This window comes from Aeromonas sp. 55A, from assembly GCF_051919665.1.
GTDB lineage: Bacteria > Pseudomonadota > Gammaproteobacteria > Enterobacterales > Aeromonadaceae > Aeromonas > Aeromonas veronii.
This window is the reverse complement of the sequence record NZ_JBQBEH010000008.1, coordinates 3025868-3047094: the sequence shown is the minus strand read 5'-3', so window position 1 is coordinate 3047094 and position 21227 is coordinate 3025868. Positions and strand designations below refer to the sequence as shown.

Below are 21227 nucleotides of genomic sequence, written 5' to 3'. Positions count from 1 at the left end.
ACGAGATGAAGGTACGAACGGCCTTATTGGCAGCGCTGTTGCTCAGCGGCTGCCAAAACCTGAGCCATCAGGATGACCGGGCGCTAACGGCAATCGAGCCGATCAAGTCCCCCCAGGTCAAGAAAAAAGCGCATAAAAAACACTCTTCCCATTTCCTGTTTGGCGATGAACAACTGGATGAAATGGAAGAGACGGACAATCTGTGGGTGCGTATCAGCGATGATATGCAACTGGAAACTCCGGACAACCCGCGCATCCGCCAGCAACGTGAGTGGCTGTTGCGCAATGATAAGCATCTGGCGACCATTGCCAGCCGGGCTGAACCCTACCTCTATCTGATGGTAGAGGAGATTGAACGGCGTGAGCTGCCAATGGAGCTTATTACTGTCCCGATGATCGAGAGCATGTTTGATCCTCATGCCCGATCCCGCAGCAATGCCGTCGGACTCTGGCAGTTTGTGCCAGCGACAGGCAGAAACTTCGGTCTGCGCCACGACAACTGGTATGATGGACGGCGCGATGTGCTGGCCTCCACCAATGCGGCGCTCGACTATCTGGAATACCTGAACCGCTTCTTTGACGGTGACTGGCTGCAAACGCTGGCCGCCTACAATGCCGGTGAAGGCCGGGTGCGCAACGCCATCCAGCGTAACCAGCGCGCAGGCAAGCCGACCGACTACTGGTCGCTCGATCTGCCCCGCGAAACCCGGATGTATGTGCCCAAGATCCTCGCCATGGCTGACATGATCAGCAATGCGGACAAGTACAATATCCAGTTGCCGGTGCTCGCCAACGAGCCGAAGCTGCGTGTGGTTGAGACTGGCAGCCAGATCGATCTGAATGTGGCCGCCCAACTGGCAGGTCTGCGCACGTCACAGCTCAAGGAGGTCAATCCAGCCCTGAGCCGTGGCGTGATGTCGCCCCGTGGCCCTTACCGCCTGCTGGTACCGGTGGAGTATGCCGATACCCTGGAGCTGGCACTAGCTGATCTGCCCAAGAGCGAGCGTATTCGTACCCGCTCCTATCAGGTCACCAGTGGCGATACTCTGTCGCGCATCGCCCAGAATCACGGCGTCAGCGTGAGCGAGCTGAAGCTGGCCAACAATCTGCGCAGCAACAACCTGCGTCGCGGTCAACAACTGGTGATCCCGACCCATGGTCAGGTCAGCAGCAAGGCCAGCTCCGCCAGCAAACCGCAGCAGCTGGCAAGCCGTGGCAGCAGCCAGAAGGCCAAGGTCAGTTACAAGGTGCGCTCGGGTGACAACCTGTGGAGCATCAGCCAGGCGCACGGTGTCTCCCACGAAGAGCTCGCCAAGTGGAATGGTCTGAATGCCAAGTCGGCGCTCAAGCCAGGCATGAAGCTGGTGGTCTATCCCAAGCAAGGGAAGAAGAGCGACAAATCGATGGTGTATCAGGTTCGTCGTGGCGACTCCATCTCCTCCATCGCGGCTCGCTTCCAGGTGGCCATCAACGATGTGATGCGCTGGAACCAGCTGGATAAAGGGGATTACCTCAAACCCGGTCAGGAGCTGACTCTGTTTGTGAAGAACAACAGCTAAGCCTCACCGCTTGAACCCGATAAAAAACGGGGCTAGTCATCTGACTGGCCCCGTTTTTTATTACTGCGGCTAACCGCTGTGTCTGAGCCGCCGACTAAAACAATGGCTTGGCGCCACCTGCGGATGCATCACCGCTCTGCAGGCAAAACTATCACCGCTATTCCCAGAGCCTTGTCGGCACCACCATCAGCACGGTGCGCTGACCGATCGCCACGTTGGCATTGGGGAAGACCACCGCCTCACGCGGCTTCTCGACCGTGTAGCGCAGCTCACCATCCTCGGCCAACACGAACCCTTGCGGAAATTCGGTGAAGTTGTCCACATCGCTGGCGAATAGAAAGCGAAACTGCTCCGATTTTTTGGTGATCACCCGATCGATGGCAAACAGGGTGAAATCGTCCGCCCGCCACGGCTTCAGTGCCACTTCATCCTGAGTGACCAGCTCCTGCAGTGCCTGCCGGGTTTCGATAAAGCGGGTCATATCGTTCTCGCCAAACGGGCGCACCTTGCCCAACTCCACCGTAAAGGCGTGGGCACCATGCTGGCGGGAGCTGTAGTAGCTGAAGGTCGTGGTCGGGCTGGCGGAGAGCAGAATGGTACGCACCCCGCAGGCGCCGAGGAACTGCACCTGCTCGCGGCAGTGGGGCCGCTCGTGGGGGAAGGGGTAGACGGCGAACTTCTCGTGGCGCGAACCGCGAATGGCGGTGTGCAGATCGTAGTGGTAACGGGGACGAGCAGGATTGGCAAAGAAGCGGCTCACATACTGCTCAAGGCGCATGGCGCGGATCCGCTCCCGATTGCAGAGCCCCTCTCCCTTGCTGTGTGCTCCGGAGAAGAGTCGGTTCATGTTCTCCTCCACCTCCCGCAGCCCCAGATTCATCGCCGCCGGATTGCCAAACAGGAACAGCACCCGATGGCGGGCGCTCAGCTCGCCTGAGAGCAGACGACTCAGCAGCTGGTTGCAGATCTCGATGGGAGCGGTCTCGTTGCCGTGAATACCGCAGGAGAGGACGATATCCTTGCGTCCTCCCGGCTGGCCGCCCGCGCCACTGGCAGGCTCCAGACAGAGCACGCCCGTATCCCAGACGCTGACCCACGCACCATCGGGCAGGGCAAATTCAAAGGGATCGAGCTGCCACTCATGGCTGCGGGTCATGGCCAAAAAATCGTGCTGGGGAATCATCCGTCTCACCCTCTCGCTCTGGAATACTATGGCCGGATTATACGCAAGGCATCGCGGCTTAAAATCGTTTTTTAAACAAATTCAAACATTAACGATACAAGTGTGATAACAATCGAACGATCACAGCAATGACGGTAGCGATATGGAATAAAGAGGATAGGAAAAAGGATCAACGTAAAGCGGGGGGGAGATAAAACAGACAATGACAGACATGGCGGCCGGGCGCCACAGGGGCAGAACAGCAAACGACTCAGCAGAAAAACAAGGCATCCATGCCCGGCTGATCAACCACGCCAGAACGGCTTGGTGGTCTCTTGATAACGGTCAGCTTCGTTCAGGCCGATGTCTTTGAGCAGGTACTCGGGCAGCTCGGAGAGCTGGCGACGGCTGCGGCTGCGCTCTAGCCAGGTCAGAACGGTCATTTTAACGCGAGCAACCAGATTCAATTGGCTGGAATGCTGGTAACCGGTTTCGGTATAAGTCATGTTGGCCATGATGTGGCTCCTCTGAATATTTGTTTACGCACTGGGCTTTATTTGATGCGCAAAGCTTAGTCAGGGAGCAGGGCCGACTCAATTGACGAATTTTGATACGTTACATTAGGAAAACTAATAGTAAAAAGCTGACTGGTAAAATTTTAATGCTTTGATTTATAAAGAATAATTAAGTCACTATTCGACCATCAACGGCCCGCAGCATATTGTGCTGCATGGCACCACCTTACATATGCAATTTACCGCATTGCCTATGCACTCGCCAATGGACGTGCCATGGGTGGCAACCCTGTCATTACATTCGATTGTTAATTCTGCGATCTCTTTGCGATCTTAAATTAACACAATGAAACATAAAAAAAACTTACTTTTCCTCCCGCGCGCTCCCTCGATGAAGACCCGAAAACGCCCCTCTTGGCGCGCAATCGGCATACTGGTATGGTTATTTATACAGTAGTTTACTCCCCTGCCCTGACGCCATCGTTTATGCCGTCAGAGGCGGATGAAACCACAGGATCATCGATGGACACCTTTACCCCGACCGCCGCCCTGCGTCAACAGATGGCCGCCATTGAAGCCTCTCTCAAGCAGCTGGCCGATCTGCTTGGCCAACTCGATCTGCAGGAGGCCCATGTCTATCCTCTCCCCCCGGTTGCACAGGGGGAAGAGCACGACCCGATCGAGCAAATTGAGGTGGGCTATCTCAACGGTGAAGCCGCGCTGGCGGCCACCCTCGCCGCCTATCGGGACCACAGCGCCCGCCCCGGCTGCTCCACCAAGGCAACTCATCGGCTGCCCGGCTGGTTGCGCTTTCCTGCCGCCGCAGCCCCCTTGCTGCAACCGCTGATCGACCAAATCAACCAGCACAAACTCGATTTCAAGGCGCTGGTGCAGCAGGCGGGGGGACGGGACGAGAAGTTCGAGCTGGTACATACTGCCCTGCCCGGCGTGATCACCCTGCAGGTCTACCGCAAGCTGACCCTGTTGACAGGTGAGCTGCAATCCCTCGGCTTTACCTGGGCTGACAAGCAGACCATCAATCGCCTCAGTCGCGAGCAGGTGCTTGAGATGCTGGAGCGCAGCCGCCGCTATATACCGGCCCTCTCCAACAACGAGGAGTGGAGCAAGATGGTGGATCAGGAGGTGTACGACATTCGCCGTCTGCCCGCCGATGCCGAGCTGCGGATCCGCCGCCCGGTCAAGACTCACCCGATGATCAACCTGCTCTGGCTGGAGCGCACCCCGCGCAAGCAGCAGATCAAGGCGAGCCTGCCACTACTGCTCTGCTCGGATACCCCGCCCGCGGTCACCCATCTGGGCAACTATCCCCCCAAGAGCCGGCAAGCGCGGCGAGATCGCAAGATTGGCGGCGAGCCCATCATCGAGCGGCTGCACCTCTATCTCTATCAGGGGTGACTGGATCAGAAATAGCTGGGCCGCCTTGCCGCGATAAACGAAGTATCCCGCATCAGCACCCCAAATAAGAAAGGGGAGAACATCTCTGGATGTTCTCCCCTTTTCTGTATCGATAGACGGTATGTAAGGCGGCGTCGCCAATCAGCCCATCAGCAGGGCCCGCAGGCTCTCCACATCCAGCCCGCGCACCTCGGACTGGCCGCTCAGCAACCCATCGGCCAGCGCCCGCTTCTCATCGTGCAGGGCGACAATCTTCTCCTCCACCGTCTGCTCGCACACCAGCCGGTACACGGTCACCGGCTGGGTCTGGCCCATCCGGTGAGCCCGATCGCTCGCCTGATCTTCCACCGCCGGGTTCCACCAGGGATCGAGGTGCAGCACGGTATCGGCCTGGGTGAGGTTGAGGCCGGTCCCCCCCGCCTTGAGGCTGATGAGGAACAGCGGCACCTCCTCATGACGAAAACGCAGGATGGAGTCCTGACGGGACTTGGCGGAGCAGCCGCCATCCAGATAGCAGTAATCCCAGGATTTCTGCTCGATGCGGGCCCGCAACAGGCTCAGCAGGTCGACGAACTGGCTGAACACCAGCACCCGATGACCACCGTCAATAGCCTCCTCCAGCAGGGCCATCGCCTCGTCCAGCTTGCTGCTGGTTTGCGACCACTCGGGCATCACCAGCTCCGGCGAGCAGCATAGGCGGCGCAGTCGGGTCAGGCCACTCAGTACATGCATCAGGGCGCGGCCATCGGCGCTTTGCACCTGCTGCACCACTTCCCGCCGGGTCGCCTCGTAGAGCTGGCGCTCTTCGGGGGAGAGGCTGATGTGGTGGATGATCTCGGTCTTGTCCGGCAGCTCGGTCAGCACCTGCTGCTTGAGACGGCGCAGGATGAAGGGGCTGATCACCGCCCGCAGCAGCGCCATGTGCTGGGGATCCTTGACCGCCTTGCCAAAGCGACGCTTGAACTCGCCAAGGCTGCCGAGCAGCCCCGGGTTGATAAAAGTGAAGAGACTCCACAGCTCCCCCAGATGGTTTTCGATGGGGGTGCCGGAGAGGGCGAGGCGAAAATCGCCGTCGAGCTGGAACAGCAGCTTGGCGCGCTGGGTGCCGGCGTTTTTGATCTGCTGGGCCTCATCAAGCACCATGGAAGACCAGCGGCGGGACTTGAGCGCCTCCGCCAGGCTGCCGAGCATGCCGTAGTTGATGAGGATCACCTGACCGGCCTTGGCCTCGCGAATCATCCCCTCCCGCTCGGCCGGGTTCTCGAACACCACCACATCAAGCTCGGGGGCGAAACGGGTCACCTCCTCCTGCCAGTTGGTGACCACTGACTTGGGTACTACTACCAGCGCAGGGCCAAGGTGCTGGCGCATCCGCAGCACGATAAGCGCCTGCAGCGTCTTGCCCAGACCCATGTCATCGGCCAGACAGGCACCAAAACCGTGATGGGCCAGGGTCGCCATCCAGCGCACCCCCTCTTTCTGATAGTCTCGCAGGGAGGTAAGCAACTCGTCCGGGCAATCGACCTCCTGCTGCCACTCCTGCTGCAGGGATTGCCACGCCGCATCCCCTTCGGTGGTAATGACCGAGAGCAGACGGGTCAGGGGATAGGCCAGCTTGTTGTTGATGCGCTGCTCTTCATCGAGCATGGCCCCCAGCATGGTGAGCCGCTCCACCAGCTTGTCGCTCAGCATCAGGCTGGTCTTCTCGTCGAGCTGAACGGTACGCTGGCCCGGGGTCATCTGGCGCAGAATAAGGCGCAGGTCGAGGATCTGGTGCTCATCGAGGGCCAGCGCCCCTTCGACCTGGAACCAGTCCTGCCGCCGCTCGATGCGCAGGCTCAGAGCCGCTTCATCGAGGCTCTTGAGGCGAGCGCTGTCCTGATGCCAGTGAATGACCACACCGGCGTCCACCAGCTCTGGCAGGGCATTGACCAGCGCCAGCGCCTGTTCCCCCTGCAGCAGCCACTCGCTGCCGGGCAGGCCGATGGGCAATTGATTGCGCAGCAACTGGGCCTGCCCCTTCTCGGCCGCGAGATCCCGCTGCCAGTAGTGGTACGCCTTGATCCCCTGCCGCACGATCGCCTCCCCCTTGCCAAGGGGCTGGGGCGGCAGATCCTCAAAGCGGGTCACCAGCTTGACCGACAGCTGACCATCCTGCCAATCCAGTTGCACCGAAGGAATGCCCGGCCAGGGAGCCAGTTCGGCGTTGCCGCTAAGCCCCGCAACCTGACTGTGCCAAGGCAGCTCGGGAATGGCGTCCAAGGTGCGTTGCAGCTCGGCCAGCCCCTCGGCGGGCAGCAGCGGGATAGATTCGAGCGCAGGCAAGCGGTCGAGCAGCGGCTGCGGAGTGAGGATCAGCTGCCACAGATCCTGCGCCAGCGGCATGATATGGGCCCCGCGGGCGGCCGCATCGGGGCAGAGCTGCGCGCTCATCCCCTGTTCGGTGGCCACCACCTGCAGCAGGGGGGCGCTGATGGCCAGTTGCAGCTTTTGCCCCTTGGCGTTGAACAAACGGGGGTGATCGGCCAGCGGCGCCCAGACATCCCGCGGCAGTCGTCCCATCACCCGTGGCAGGGTGCGGACCAGTGCCCAGTCGTGCTCATCGAGCATGGCGGCATACTGGGTAGAGAGCAGGGCCGGATCGACTCGGCGACCGGCGGTCCACTCCCCCTTGGTGCTCAGTTTCTGGATCTTGCACTCCAGCTCGGGGCCGTCGGCATGGAGCAGCCACACCAACCGCTCTTGCGGCTTGCGCACGCCACTGGAGCGTCCCAGCCCCTGCAACCAGTTGAGCCAGCTGGCAGAGGCCGCGGTTTTGTCCTCGTCCCCGTCATCATCCTGCTCGTCACTGCCCTCTTGCGCGCACTCCTCACTGCCGCGCAGTTGGCACAGGGGCGCCCCTTTGGCCGCCTCGCCCAACAAGATGCGCAGCAGATCCTGACAAAAGGCCATCAGGCGATGATGGGGTTCGGCATCGAGCAGATGGGAGAGATCCCACTTGTGCAACATGGCCACCTGCGGGCTCTGGGCTCCGTGACGGGCCAGCGCACAGAGATCGAGCCAGAGATAGCCCCAGTGGAGCTCCTCCACCGGCAGTTGCAGGGTATCGAACAGGCCGACCGCCTGACCGTGGCGATCGCCCGCCCACTGGCTGAGCAGGTCGGCAAGCAGGGGGAACTGGCCAGTCAGGCTGCGCTGCCACTTCTTGCGCTGTTCGCTGGCGATAACGGGATCGGCCTGCTGCAACCAGCCAAGCCAGAGCAGGGCGCTGAATGAACGGGGCCACTGGCCCGCCTCACCCTCATCGGTTGCCTGCCACTGGCCCAGTGCGGTGAGCAGTCGCTCGCCAAGCGGGCCGCTCTGGCTCTGTTGGGCCAGCGCCTGCAGGGCCGGCCAGCCGGGGGCGGCATCCTTGTCCTCGCCGGTTGGCGATGTGCTCTCGCCATCCCCGCAGAGCCAGCGCCACTCCGCCTCGAACGCTTTGGCCCGTGCCTGCACCTCGGGGGCACAGCGCACCAGCGCATTGGCCAGCGGCCAGCGCTCTTCATAGGGGGCATCGAGCAAGAGTTGCAGCGAGAAGTGCTCCAGCAACATTTGCTGCCAGGCGGGGCTGGAGCCCGCCAACAACTGGTGAGCGTCCGGGGTATCGAGCAGGGTCAGCAGATCGCTGGCCGAGAAATAGGTGGGGATCTCCCCCGCTTTGCCGCGACAGAGCTCGCGCACCACCGCATGGGTGAGATCCTGCCCGGTCAATGAGGGCACCCGGCTCCAGTCCGGCGCCGGGCAGAGACCGGCACGCACCCCCAGGATCAGCGCCAGCGTCCCTTCGGCGGTCAGGCTCCACTGCTGCTCCCCGCGCAACCTGACCAGCCCCGCATCCTGCAATCGGGTCAGTTTATCGATCAGGGCATGGCCTATCGCCAGTTGTTCTTGCAGCAAACGGGTACTGGCAACACGCTGCAATTGCAGGGTGGCGAGCAGGGCATAACTATCCGAAGAGAGGGTGGACGCAGACATCAAGACTCACGGGCAAGTGCAAAAGCGGAATTTTAACGGTAAAGCGCCAGCGGCTCGACCCTTTACCGTGAAATAACTCAAAAAAAAACGGCCATCCATGATGACCGTCGAAAGTAACGAAGGAAATAGCCGGATCATCCGGTTACCTCCCACAGCGGGAAAATCGGGAGCGCTAGCCCCTAATTCGTGGAGCCAATGCTAGAGGTTGGCGCCCGAAAAAGCTTTGAAGCGGATCACAGTTGAAAAGGATTTCTGAAAACGGTTTCAATTTTTGACGACCTAAAGAGATGATCTTGCACCAAATGAACCATCTCCAACCCGGCCTTCCTCGTCGCGGCATGGATCCCATATACCCATTTCCATTCAGGGCTCGAGGGGGCTGTTGGCCCTGACCGCCGGAATGCGCGGGGCATTATCGGCGATTGGCAGCTGAACGACTCCCCCCTTGTCCGGAGCATTGGCAGACTGATCTGGCCAGCACGCTCGGTACTCGGCCAGCTACGAGGGCAAACGTGGCGACTCACCGGTTGCAAGAAACGGGGCTTCATCCGACCGGCTTGCCCGGGCTGTCATTGATCGATAGGATGTGCCCCATTCCAAGAGGGCAGGAGCAACATGATTTTGCGACAACGCGTGGCGACAAGACTCCTGCTGCTGGTCTCCATTCTGCTGCTCAATTGTGCACTCCAGCCGCTGACCAGGCTGGCTCAGCTGGAGATAGCCGCTGGCTGCCATATGCTGACCGCCCCATCCTCCGCCATCGATGTCGATGAGGATGGCCGCGCCGCAACGCCGCAACCCGGCAGTTGCCAGCTCAACGGCAAGTGGCTCAGTGCCGCCAGCCTGCAATGCGCCGAACAGCTCTTCTTTGCCATCGCATTCCTGATCGCCTTGCTGGCACCACTGCCCCGTTGCTCGCCCCCCCTCCCCCCACCCAGAAATATCTCCCCGCCAGAACGGCGGCTTCATCTCACCCTTTGTGTCTGGCGAGAATGAGTCAGTCGCGGCTTAAACAACCCTGACTTTCATTTTCAAGAGACAACACCATGTCAAACATCTTCAAGACTGCCCTCTTGCTGGGCAGCCTGCTGTGGCAATCCATCGGATTGGCCAGCGATACCGGCTGGCTCACCAGCCCCCGCAACGATCACGCACAAATCCGGCTGCAAGCAGATAGCCGGGATCCGGCACAGCCCCGGGTGCTGCTCAGTCTGGCACTCGAGTCCGGCTGGAAAACCTATTGGCAAAACCCGGGTGAAGGGGGAATTGCCCCTGAAATTCTCTGGGATGATCCCCAACTCACTCAACAATGGCACTGGCCAGTGCCAGAGCGATTCGCGGTCAGCGGCATGTCGACCCAGGGGTATCAGCAGGCCGTTACCTTTCCCATCAGCCTTGGCCATGGCAACCGCAAGGCGCTGACCGGCACGTTACGCCTTTCAACCTGCAGCAACGTCTGCATCCTGACCGACTACCCTTTTGCCCTTGCTCTGGATGGTACGGCACCGGACGGGTTCGATCTTGCCTATGCACAGGCGATGAGCAAGCTGCCACAAGCCATGCCCAAGAGCGTCAACCTCCAGGCTGGCTACCAGCAAAACCGGCTACAGCTGAGCGCTAAGCAGCAAGAGGGGTGGCGGGCTCCGCAGATTTTCATCCAGCAGCTGGAGGGGGTCGAGTTTGGCGAGCCCAGCCTGGAGGTGCAGGGCAATACCCTGATTGCCCGCATTCCGGTCAGCGATGGCTGGCAAGGGGATGCACCGGATATCCGTCATCAGCAACTGGGCGTGGTACTGGTCAATGGTGATGAAGCCTGGCAGAGCCAGGTCACCATAGGTGATCCCCTGCCACTACCCGCTGGTGGCCACTCGCTGCGCTGGATCCTGGGAGCTGCACTGCTTGGTGGGCTTATTCTCAACCTGATGCCCTGTGTGTTGCCGGTGCTGGCCCTCAAGCTGGGATCAGTACTGCAACTGGAGACCCGTGAGCGTCGCCCGGTTCGCTTGCAGTTCCTGGCGGCAAGCGCAGGTATCCTGGTCTCCTTTTGGACGCTGGCACTGATGAGCACCCTGCTGCGCGCCACCCAGGGGGCCGTCGGCTGGGGTATCCAGTTCCAGAGCGTCTGGTTTATCGGCTTCATGGTCGTGGTGACCTTGCTGTTCTGTGCCAACCTGCTGGGGCTGTTCGAGATCAGGTTATCCAGCAATGTCAACACCCGCCTGGCAACCGCGGGTGGCAACGGCATGGCCGGTCACTTTCTGCAGGGCTGCTTTGCCACTCTGCTGGCAACCCCCTGCTCCGCCCCTTTCCTTGGCACCGCAGTCGCCTTTGCGCTCGGGGCACCATCCGGTCAACTCTGGCTTGTCTTTACCGCACTGGGGATTGGCATGAGCCTGCCATGGCTGCTCATCGCCGCCCTGCCCCGTCTCGCGCTTTGGCTGCCAAAACCGGGACGCTGGATGGGGCGCCTGCGAATCCTGCTCGGCCTGATGATGCTGGGCTCCAGCCTCTGGCTGCTCAGCCTGCTTGGCAACCATATCGGCCATAACAGGGTGGTGATCCTGATGGTGCTGATATCGGTGGCCCTGCTGCTGGCTGTCGTATGGCGCCACGGTATTCGCGGTGTAACCCTGGGGCTGGCGCTGGGCTGCTTGCTGGCCGCAGCCCTGCTGCTCGGCGGCGCCTTCACCATGGAGGGCAAACCACCACAGGATAACGTCAACTGGCAGCCTCTCTCGGAGCAGGCCATCCAGGACGCCCTGGCACAACACAAGCGGGTCTTCGTCGATGTGACCGCCGACTGGTGCATCACCTGCAAAGCCAACAAATTCAACGTGCTGCTGCGCGATGATGTGCAACGAGCCCTGAGTGCCCCCGATGTGGTGGCCTTGCGCGGGGATTGGAGCCGCCCCTCCGACAGCATCGCCGGCTTCTTGCGCCAACGCGGCAGTGTGGCCATTCCTTTCACCCAAATCTATGGCCCCGGGCTACCGGGTGGCGAGATCCTCTCTCCCCTGCTGGATCGTGCAACTCTGCTGGCCACTCTGGAGCACGCTGCGAACGCCCCTGTTCAAGGAGAAACAAGATGAGATATATCCTGCTCATACAGACCCTGCCGGGAGAGCGGGGCATACCCGCAGCGCAAGGGGGAAATTATCGGCAATCGGCTGATCTCCCTCATATAGCGCGCGGGGGCAACGTCAAAAACGCACTGGTCATCAAGGGGGAGTCATGACAGCAGCATCATCCCGGATCCTCCGTCTGCGCCGCTGGAGCAAGGAGGCCCTCTGGCTGCTGCTGTTGGCGGTGATTATCTCGACAGCGCTGGACCTCTGGCGCAGTCCGGCGCTGCCAGAGGAAAGCCCGCTGCCTCAACTGCTGCTGCAAGATGGCACTCTGGCCGACCTGCAGACAATGAGTCGGGACAGACCACTGCTGATCTATTACTGGGCCAGCTGGTGCGCAGTCTGCCGTGTTACCACACCGACAGTGGAGCAGCTATGGCGAGACGGCGAAAACGTGCTGACAGTGGCGCTGCGCTCCGGCGACCAAGCCAGGTTGCAGCAGGGGATGGCCAGGAAGGGGCTGACCTTCCCGACCCACAATGATGAGCATGGCGACCTTGCCGCCCGCTGGCAGGTGAGCGTCACCCCCAGCTTCCTCATCATCAAGCAGGGTAAAGTGGTGAGCTCCACCACTGGCTGGAGCTCGGGCCCGGGACTGAAACTGCGGTTGGCCTGGGCCAGCCTCGGCTAACTCGGCCCGCCAGGGAGCACTATTGCGGCCCCTCTTCCCGCTGAAGAGGGGCTTATCGCCAGCCATCCGATGCCTATTTATCAGTGATGGGTGGCCCCCTCGCGGGTTAATGGCTCAAATCGGAAGTGGTAATCCATCGGCGATCGCGTGGGCGGTGAACCGTGATGGATACCATTCATGGGTTGACGCTGAACAAGGCAAAGCCCAGCAAGCGGGAGATAATATGTCCAAAACCAGATAGGGAGCCCGGTCATAGAAGATCAGCAACCGAATTTAATGTTCCCGACAACGCTTGGGCTTCACGGCGTTCACTACGCATAAAAAGCACGGGGGCCTGATGGCCCCCGCAAACACACCGGATGAGAAAATGCCTTACTTGGCGGCGCTATCCTTCACGCACTTCTGGATAAAGCTGTTCTTGGCCGCGCCAGCCAGCTTCTTGTCGGCCGCCGCCTTCTCGCACTTGGCCGCCGGATCCACTGCCGCGCCCGTCTTCACGCACTTCTGGATAAAGCTGTTCTTGGCCGCACCGGCCAGCTTCTTGTCGGCCGCCGCCTTCTCGCACTCGCCGGTCGCAGCGCCAGCGGCATCTTTCACACACTTGCCGACAAAGCTGGTCTTGGCGGCGCCATTAAGCTTTTTGGCCGCGGCCTGCGCCTCGCAATGCAACTGGGCTGTGTCGTTGGCAAAGACCGGATTGGCCAGCAGCACGCTGCCGCAGAGCAGGCCGAACAGGATGGTACGCTTCATGGGTGATCTCCTCTCTATCTGGTGATGTGTTTGCACGGTCATATTTGCATGACGATGTGTTGCAAATGGCTGTGATGGCAACAGCTGATTGTTGCCGCAGATCCCCCGCCTCGCCAGTTTGGGAGAGGGAGCACAGGGCAACCATCGCCCGCACTATAGCGCCGATTGGCTGAGCGGGATTGTCCCCGTAAAGCCTTCTCCAACAGCAAGCCTGCCCCCTACTTTCCCGCCAACCCCAATAGAATCAAGGGTCATGGGAATCCTGCCTCCGCCCACACCCTTTTATTGAGCCAGCGCAAAAAATCAGTCATTACTGACACTTACGTCATTTTTTGACTGGTGTGGCCAGATTCGATTGGCTTAACATAGCCATCCGGTGCCTATTCATCAGTGATGGGTTGCTACCCTCGCTGGTTAATGGAGCATATTGGAAGCTGTAATCCACGGGCGGTAGCGTGGGTTTTGCACAGTGATTTATGCATTGCGTAGGTTGGCGCTGAGCGCAGCGAAGCCCAACACGTATGCCTTCGATTAGTTGGTTCCCATTTCGTGTAACCGAACAGACCGGATATTTCACCCCCTACACCGGAAAGGAGAACCATGCGCTATCGCCGAGCAACAACCAGCGGGGCATGTTGGTTCTTCACCGTCAACCTGGCTGATCGCAAGCAGGATCTACTGGTACGTCATATCGACCTTCTGCGTGAAGTGATCCGCAACGTCAAACAACAACACCCCTTCGAGATCATTGCCATGGTGGTGATGCAGGATCATCTCCATGCCATCTGGCAACTACCACCGGATGACAGTGACTATCCCATGCGCTGGTCTCTGATCAAGGCTGGCCTTTCACGAAATCTCGCCAAAACAGAGCGGATACGGGAGAGCCGACTCAGAAAACGGGAACGCGGTATCTGGCAACGCCGTTATTGGGAGCATCTGATCCGGGATGACAAAGATCTGCAAGCCCATGTCGATTACATCCATTTCAATCCGGTCAAACATGGTTATTGTGCCAAACCTGTCGATTGGCCTTACTCGTCAATTCATCGCCATATCGCCGTAGGATGGATAACGCCAGATTGGGCCATTGATAGTGACTCGGGTCGGGAATAATCGGCTTGGAATGTTTTGTAGGTTGGCGCTGAGCGTAGCGAAGCCCAACAAACGGGATATATGACTTTCCAAACAAGATGAATTTTGACCATATAAAATCAAAAACCGAATTTAGCTTTCTCGGTAAACGTTGGGCTTCAGTTCGTGTAGGTTGGTGCTGAGCGTAGCGAAGCCCAACAAATGAGAGATATTACTTCCAAAGCAAGATAAATTTTAATCATACCAAAATCAACAACCAAATAAATTTTAGCTTTCACGGTAAACGTTGGGCTTCACTTCGTTCAGCACCAACCTACGATATTTAGCCCAACATGCGTGTCCTCGACCAGTGCTCAGAAAGGTTGGTGTACCAGATTTTCGACAGATACTAATTTACCGAATTGTATTCAAATCGAATAAAAATACTACTAATAAGGTAAATGTAAAAAGGATACAAAAATGAGTTTTAAGAAAGATCTGGAAAATCATTTTAAGCAATTTGATGCATCCCCGATATTATTTGTTGGGTCGGGGGTTTCCAAACGTTATCTAGGATTATGCTGTTGGGAAGATTTACTTAAAATTTTTTCTGAAAAAATTGGTGAGAATCATATTCAACTTCGGGCAAAATCTAGCCAGGATTGGCCCCTGTATGCTCAGATGCTTGCTAAAACCTATTCAGAAAAATGGTGGGGTACAGATGAGGCTGAAAAGCTAATTAAAGAACATGAGGAATTATTTACAGATGAGCAATCCCCACTAAAAGTATCAATTTCAGTATTCATTGGTAATTCCCATAACAATGTCACCAGTGATGAGTCACTAAAAGAAGAAATTTCATTATTAGCACGGGCTAACATAGATGGTATTATTACAACTAATTGGGATATGTTCTTGGAACAACAATACCCAAGATTTACGCCTTTTATTGGTCAGGATGGGTTAATTACTGGTCGTAGTCACGGCATCGCTGAAATATATAAAATTCACGGATGTTGCTCAAGTCCAAACAGCTTAGTTCTAACATCTTCAGATTACGATAAATATCGTAAAAATAATCCTTATTTATCATCAAAACTTCTAACGATGTTTATTGAAAGACCAGTTGTATTTTTAGGTTATTCTTTGACTGATCCACATATAGCAGAAATTCTTGAAGATATAGTAAGTTGCTTTCCAGTGCAAAGTTTAGAGTTTTTACAAAATAAACTATTATTTGTTGAGTGGAAGCCTGATACAGAAGAAGCGAGTATTAGTGATTCAGTTATTCATAAACAAATACCAGTGAAGTATGTAAGGACTTCATCTTACAAAGAAATATTTGAAGTGTTGAGTGAAACCAAGAAAAGAATTCCAGCCCACTTGTTTAGAACAATAAAAGATGAGCTTTATGAGCTTGTATTAACGGATGATCCTAAAGGAAAGCTATACGTTCGAGATGCAGAATCAATAGCAGATGCAAAGGCACAAACAGAATTTGTTGTCGGTTATGGTGCTATTTCGATGGTTAAAAAATCAGAATCAATGGCGGCAAAAGGATTAGTTGGACTAGAACGATTTGATCTTATGCGAGAGGTTGTATTTGAAAATGGTAATTATGACTGGAAGCAAGTTGCCAATGATGTTCTGCCTAAGCACTGTAAAGGTAATGCAAGAATACCAATCTTTCATTTTTTAAATAATGCTGGCTTATTAAATACAGATGGGACATGTATAGAGGATTATAGTTTTTCGAATGGAGTTAAAGCCAGATTCCATATCGATGAGAGCTCATTTAGATCTAGTGGCGGTGATAGCAAAAGAGCTGAGAAATATTCTGAAATAAAAATTGGAATAAATGAGTTGTACAACAGCGATGATGATTTTGGCGTATTCCTAAGAATGGTTCCATTTATGGATTTCGGTTTAATAAAACGCGATATTAATGATTTATTGAAAATCCTTAAAAAGCATTTTGATGATGCTTTATTGATGCCGAGTATATCAAGTAATTTTTGTAAGTTGGTGTGTATCTTTGATTTTGTAAAAAACAGCAATCGTTTTCAATAAACTCATTTAAGGAACTTTTACCCCCCCTTCTGAGTCAGTCATTACTCGGATGACTCATAATTTAGCCACCTTTCCCAATCCAGAAAATAAAAATCCCCCATTACTGGGGGATTTTTATTTCTATCGGTTATCTCAGCTCGGCGGCTTAATCCACCAAAAATGCCCTTAAGCGAGCAAACTCCGCTGGCAAATTAACGGAGAGCAGCGGCAGCTCGGCATGTTTGGCGAGCGGGCCAGGTAGCGGCACATCGAGATTGAGGATCTCGTCCACCGACTCCTTGAACTTGGCGGGATGGGCGGTGCAGAGGAACACCCCAACTTCGTCCTCGGCCAGCTGTTCACCCAGCAGATCCCAGGCAATGGCGCCGTGGGGTTCGCAGAGGTAATCCAGCTGATGCAGCCGTTTCAGGGCATCACGAGTCTGGGCGTCGTCACGCATACCGGAGCCCAGAGTCTCCAGCGCCCAGCCTTTGCGACGGCAGAGCTCTTCTACTCGTGGCCAGTTGTTGGGGCGGCTCACATCCATGGCGTTTGACAGGGTTGCCACTGTCTGGTGCGGATCCCACTGGCCGGTTTTCAGGTAGCGCGGCACGGTATCGTTGGCGTTGGTGGCGGCGATAAAGCGCTTCACCGGCAGCCCCAGCGCCTTGGCAATCAAGCCTGCGGTGAGGTTGCCAAAGTTGCCGGACGGCACGCTGATCACCGCCTTGGCACGGTCGGCTTTGGGCAACTGGGCCACCGCTTCGAAGTAGTAGCAAACCTGCGCCAGCAGGCGGCTGATATTGATGGAGTTGGCGGAGTTGAGGCCAATGGCCTTTTTCAGCGCCTCGTCGTCAAAGGCCTGTTTTACAAGCGCCTGACAGGCATCGAAGTCGCCATCGATGGCGATGGTGCGGATATTGCCGCCGAGGGTACAGAAGAGCTTCTCCTGCAAGGGGCTTATCTTGCCCTTGGGATAGAGGATCACCACCTCGATCCCCTCCAGCCCGTAGAAGGCGTGGGCCACGGCGGCACCGGTGTCGCCGGAGGTGGCGGTGAGGATGGTGATTTTGTCGTTGGTTCTAAAGGCCGCGAGGCACTGGGCCATAAAGCGGCCGCCGAAGTCCTTGAACGCCAGGGTCGGGCCGTGGAACAGCTCAAGTGCATAGGTGCCATCTTTCAATTTGACCAGCGGCGCAGGGAAGGTGAAGGCGGCGTTGACAAGCTCGCTCACCTTGGCGGCGGGCACTTCGTCCCCCAGCAGGTGGCTCAGGATGCGGGCAGAGCGTTCGGCCAGCGGCAGATCGAGCAGGGCATCCACATCGGCGAGCGGTTCGAGTTGTTCGGGGAAGAAGAGCCCCTGTTCGCGACCCAGCCCCTGACGCACCGCCTGCGCGAAGCTCACCTGTTCGCTGTTGTCCTTGATGTTGTAGAGATTCATAGCTCGCTTCCTGTTACCCGTGCCCCGGCCATGTCCAGTTTGCAGACCCGGGCAAATCCATCTTCGTTCTGCACGAAATGTGCTTCCATCCAATCTTTCATCCGCTCGGCCTGCGCCAGATCCTTCATCACCACAAATACGGTGGGACCGGAGCCGGAGATGCCGGTGGCCAGCGCTCCGTTCTGGGCCGCCTGCGCCCGCACCTCGGCAAAGCCTTCGATCAGCGCCGCGCGGTAGGGCTCGGCAATCACGTCTTTCAATACGCTCGCCGCCAGCCCCTCCTGCGCGGTGTAGCTGGCGTGGACAAAGGCAGCCAGGCGGCGGCCATAGGTGAGGCAATCCTGACGGCGATATTGGGCCGGCAGAATGGCGCGGGCGGCAGCGGTCGAAACCACGGTACCCGGGTAGCAGACCACCCAGTACCACTGATCGAACACCGGAATACCCTGACTGATAACGCCGTGCTCTTCCAGCACCAGCTGCATGCCGCCGAGATAACAGGGCGCCACGTTGTCGTAGTGAACGGAGCCGGAGATCTTGCCTTCCATCTCCCCCATCAGCAGCAGCATGTCGTGCTCGTTGAGCGGCGCGCCGTGAAAGGCGTTGAGCCCTTCAAGGGCCGCCACCACGCTGCAGGCGCTGGAACCCAGACCCGAGCCCACCGGCAAGTTCTTCTCCAGCACCATTTCGAGCGGCTTGAGGCCAAGGCCGCGCTTCTCCAGCGCCTCGCCATAGGCCACCCAGCAGTCGTAGAGGATATTCTTTTTCGGATCGTCCGGCAGCTTGTGGGCGTAACGGCCCACAGAGGACAGCACAAAAGGCACGTCAGCCGCTTTTACCTGCACCCGATCGCCGAGCAGAGAGCCATCCACGGGGGCGAGCGCCGCCCCCAGTACATCGAATCCCACGCTCAGGTTGGCGCTGGAGGCGGGGGCGTAGGCAACGACACTGCCGCCTTCCGTCATATAAGAGGGGTACATGTCTGAACTCATGCTTATAGCTCCTGCTTCCAGTTCTGGGTGCGCAGCACGTCGGCAAAGACGCCCGCCGCAGTCACTTCGGTACCGGCGCCATAGCCACGCAGCACCAGCGGGATTGGCTGGTAGTAGGTAGAGAAGAAGGCGAGCGCGTTCTCCCCGTCTTTGACCTTGAACAGCGGCTCATCGCCACCGACCGCCTTGATGGCGACCTTGCACTTGCCACCCTCGATGGAGCCCACATAGCGCAGCACCTTGCCTTCACGCTGGGCGGCAGCGAACTGGTCGCGGAACCAGCCGTCAGCCTCCGGCAGGCGGGCCATAAAGGCTTCCACGTCGCCGCTCACATCAAATCCGGGCGGCAGTGCCTGCTCGACTTCCACATCGGAGAGCTCCAGCGCCATGCCCGCCTCGCGGGCCAGAATGAGCAGCTTGCGCGCCACATCCATGCCGTTGAGATCGTCGCGGGGATCCGGCTCGGTAAAGCCGTTGCTGCGAGCGATCTTGGTGGCTTCAGAGAAGGCCATCCCCTCATCCAGCTTGCCGAAGATAAAGGAGAGTGAACCGGAGAGGATGCCGTCGAAGGCACGCAGCTTGTCACCGGCCTTGATAAGGTTCTGCAGGTTCTCGATAACCGGCAGACCGGCGCCCACGTTGGTCTCGTAGAGGAACTTGCGGCGAGTCTGGCGGGCAGTGCGACGCAGCGCCTTGTAGTAATCGAGCGAGCCGGTGTTGGCCTTCTTGTTCGGAGTCACCACGTGGAAACCGGCGGCGAGGAAGTCGGCATACTGGACGGCTACTGCCTCGGAGGAGGTGCAGTCAACGATCACCGGGTTGATGATGTGGCTATCTTCCACCAGCTTTTTCACCCCTTCCAGCGAGAAGCTGTCGCGGGCTTCCGCCAGCTGTTCGCGCCAGTTGGCGAGGTTTAGGCCATCCTTGTTGACCGCCATCTGACGGCTGTTGGCGATGCCCACTACCCGCAGGCCGGTGCCCTGCTCGGCCAGTACCGGTTGCTGGCGGGCAATCTGATCCACCAGCGCGGCACCGACGCCGCCGACCCCGACCACAAAGAGATCGATAAACTGCTGGCTGCCAAAGAAGTTCTGGTGGCACGCCTTGATGGCTTCCGCCACCTTGCGATCCCGCACCACCGCCGAGATGGAGCGCTCGCTCGACCCCTGCGCAATGGCGACGATATTGATGGAGGCTTGCGCCAGCGAGGTGAAGAAGCGGGCCGCCATCCCCTTGCTGGTGCGCATGCCGTCACCGATGAGGGAGATGATCGCCAGATCGCTGATGATATCCAGCGGCTCCAGCAGCTGGTTTTTGAATTCGAGCTCGAACTCGCGCTCCAGCACCTTGCGAGTCTTATCCTGGTCGTAGCTGTGGATACAGAAGCTGACGCTGTACTCGGAAGATGACTGGGTGATCAGCACGATACTGACCCCGGCGCGGGAGACGGCGGAGAAGATGCGACCGGCCATGCCGACCATCCCCTTCATGCCGGGGCCGGAGACGTTGAACATGCACATGCCGGAGAGATCCGAGATGGCCTTCACTTTCAGGTCATCGTCGCCGCTCTCGGGGCCGATCAGGGTGCCCGGCCCTTGCGGGTTGAAACTGTTCTTGATGAGGCAGGGAATATGGAACTGGGCCACCGGCGCGATGGTTTTCGGGTGCAGCACCTTGGCGCCGAAGTAGGAGAGCTCCATCGCCTCCTTGTAGGAGAGGGTTTTCAGCAGGTAGGCATCCGGCACCAGACGGGGGTCGCAGCTGTAGCAACCCTCGACGTCAGTCCAGATCTCGCAGCACTCGGCATCGACGCAGGCAGCCAGCACGGCGGCGGAGTAGTCGGAGCCGTTGCGACCCAGCAGCACGGTCTCGCCCTTGTCGCTGCCACCGGTAAAGCCCGGCATCAGATAGAGACATGACTCTTTACCAGAGGGGCCCTGCCCCTCTACAACCGAGCGCAGCCCCTTGGCGGCAAAGCGCAGGCGGGAGGCTTCGATATCGACGTGGGCTTCCAGATAACCGCCGTCGGTGACCAGCAGCTCTTCCGGCACGATCAGCTCCAGATCCAGACCGCGCACCCGCAGCAGCTCGTGCATAAAGGCGATGGAGAGGTTCTCGCCACGGCTCAGAATGCGCGCCTGCACGTTGTCCGGGCAGAGGCCCAGCAGACGGATGCCCTGCATCAGGCGCTCCACCTGATCCAGTTCGCTGGTGAGACGGGCCAGCAGCGCCTTGTCATCGAGCGCCGGATAGGCCGCCTTCAACCCGGCCAGCAGTCGGGAGAAGATACCGTTGACTTCAAACAGGGTGGAACTGGCATCCATGCCGCGGCTGGTCTGCTCCACCAGCGCCACCAGATGATTGGTCACCTTGGCAGGAGCAGAGAGCACCAGGGCTACCTGAGATTGGCCGTGGGTGTTGACCGCGATATCGGCCACCCGTAAAAAACGTTCTGCATCGGCCAGTGAAGACCCGCCAAATTTCAACACTCTCATC

General features: G+C 58.1%; 14 protein-coding genes. 7 read left to right on the top strand and 7 right to left on the bottom strand.

Annotated elements, in window-relative coordinates; all coding sequences use genetic code 11:
* Positions 1 to 5: 5 nt before the first annotated feature.
* Complete coding sequence (locus tag ACTG2G_RS18170; protein WP_216978394.1) at positions 6 to 1559, top strand: lytic transglycosylase; 1554 nt, start codon at positions 6 to 8, stop codon at positions 1557 to 1559.
* Positions 1560 to 1716: 157 nt separating this feature from the next.
* Here the strand turns inward: ACTG2G_RS18170 and astE are convergent, their stop codons facing one another.
* Together astE and ACTG2G_RS18160 are read right to left on the bottom strand one after the other, a co-directional pair.
* Entirely contained in the window at positions 1717 to 2742 is a 1026-nt protein-coding gene (gene astE / locus ACTG2G_RS18165; RefSeq protein ID WP_439985715.1) for a succinylglutamate desuccinylase, read from the bottom strand.
* Between the two features lie 284 nt (positions 2743 to 3026).
* The gene (locus tag ACTG2G_RS18160) at positions 3027 to 3236 is read right to left on the bottom strand and encodes a DUF1127 domain-containing protein (protein WP_005337823.1); all 210 of its coding nucleotides are present in this window, start codon (positions 3234 to 3236) and stop codon (positions 3027 to 3029) included.
* A 522-nt stretch (positions 3237 to 3758) separates the two neighbouring features.
* Here ACTG2G_RS18160 and ACTG2G_RS18155 point away from each other — a divergent pair.
* The gene (locus ACTG2G_RS18155) at positions 3759 to 4652 is read left to right on the top strand and encodes a DNA replication terminus site-binding protein (RefSeq protein ID WP_274160314.1); all 894 of its coding nucleotides are present in this window, start codon (positions 3759 to 3761) and stop codon (positions 4650 to 4652) included.
* Between the two features lie 141 nt (positions 4653 to 4793).
* Here the strand turns inward: ACTG2G_RS18155 and ACTG2G_RS18150 are convergent, their stop codons facing one another.
* Positions 4794 to 8669: a DEAD/DEAH box helicase gene (locus tag ACTG2G_RS18150; protein ID WP_274160315.1), complete on the bottom strand. Its 3876-nt coding sequence runs from the start codon at positions 8667 to 8669 to the stop codon at positions 4794 to 4796.
* Between the two features lie 615 nt (positions 8670 to 9284).
* Here ACTG2G_RS18150 and ACTG2G_RS18145 point away from each other — a divergent pair.
* The 3 genes from ACTG2G_RS18145 (at position 9285) to ACTG2G_RS18135 (ending at position 12425) form a co-directional block, all read left to right on the top strand.
* Positions 9285 to 9665, top strand: a complete 381-nt coding sequence (locus ACTG2G_RS18145; RefSeq protein WP_421386090.1) for a hypothetical protein — start codon at positions 9285 to 9287, stop codon at positions 9663 to 9665.
* 50 nt (positions 9666 to 9715) lie between these two features.
* Entirely contained in the window at positions 9716 to 11758 is a 2043-nt protein-coding gene (locus ACTG2G_RS18140; RefSeq protein ID WP_421386089.1) for a protein-disulfide reductase DsbD family protein, read from the top strand.
* Between the two features lie 142 nt (positions 11759 to 11900).
* A complete protein-coding gene (locus ACTG2G_RS18135; RefSeq protein WP_421386088.1) occupies positions 11901 to 12425 on the top strand; it encodes a protein disulfide oxidoreductase in 525 nt (174 codons plus the stop codon).
* 372 nt (positions 12426 to 12797) lie between these two features.
* On the opposite strand, the gene ACTG2G_RS18130 is transcribed toward ACTG2G_RS18135, so the two are convergent.
* Complete coding sequence (locus ACTG2G_RS18130; protein ID WP_421386087.1) at positions 12798 to 13175, bottom strand: hypothetical protein; 378 nt, start codon at positions 13173 to 13175, stop codon at positions 12798 to 12800.
* A gap of 600 nt (positions 13176 to 13775) precedes the next feature.
* On the opposite strand from ACTG2G_RS18130, the gene ACTG2G_RS18125 reads away from it, so the two are divergent.
* Together ACTG2G_RS18125 and ACTG2G_RS18120 are read left to right on the top strand one after the other, a co-directional pair.
* The gene (locus ACTG2G_RS18125; RefSeq protein ID WP_429205130.1) at positions 13776 to 14291 is read left to right on the top strand and encodes an REP-associated tyrosine transposase; all 516 of its coding nucleotides are present in this window, start codon (positions 13776 to 13778) and stop codon (positions 14289 to 14291) included.
* A gap of 438 nt (positions 14292 to 14729) precedes the next feature.
* A complete protein-coding gene (locus ACTG2G_RS18120) occupies positions 14730 to 16319 on the top strand; it encodes an SIR2 family protein (RefSeq protein WP_439985714.1) in 1590 nt (529 codons plus the stop codon).
* A gap of 145 nt (positions 16320 to 16464) precedes the next feature.
* Here ACTG2G_RS18120 and thrC read toward each other — a convergent pair whose 3' ends face one another.
* From thrC to thrA, 3 genes are read right to left on the bottom strand one after another with little or no spacing between them, the layout of a single operon-like run.
* Positions 16465 to 17739, bottom strand: coding sequence for a threonine synthase (thrC, locus tag ACTG2G_RS18115; protein WP_421386084.1), 1275 nt, complete (start codon positions 17737 to 17739; stop codon positions 16465 to 16467).
* Entirely contained in the window at positions 17736 to 18731 is a 996-nt protein-coding gene (gene thrB, locus ACTG2G_RS18110; protein WP_421386083.1) for a homoserine kinase, read from the bottom strand. The genes thrC and thrB overlap by 4 nt, the downstream gene beginning before the upstream one ends.
* 2 nt (positions 18732 to 18733) lie before the next feature.
* Positions 18734 to 21226 carry a bifunctional aspartate kinase/homoserine dehydrogenase I gene (gene thrA, locus ACTG2G_RS18105; protein ID WP_421386082.1) on the bottom strand — a complete coding sequence of 831 codons (2493 nt, stop codon included), beginning with the start codon at positions 21224 to 21226 and terminating at the stop codon, positions 18734 to 18736.
* Position 21227: the final 1 nt, after the last annotated feature.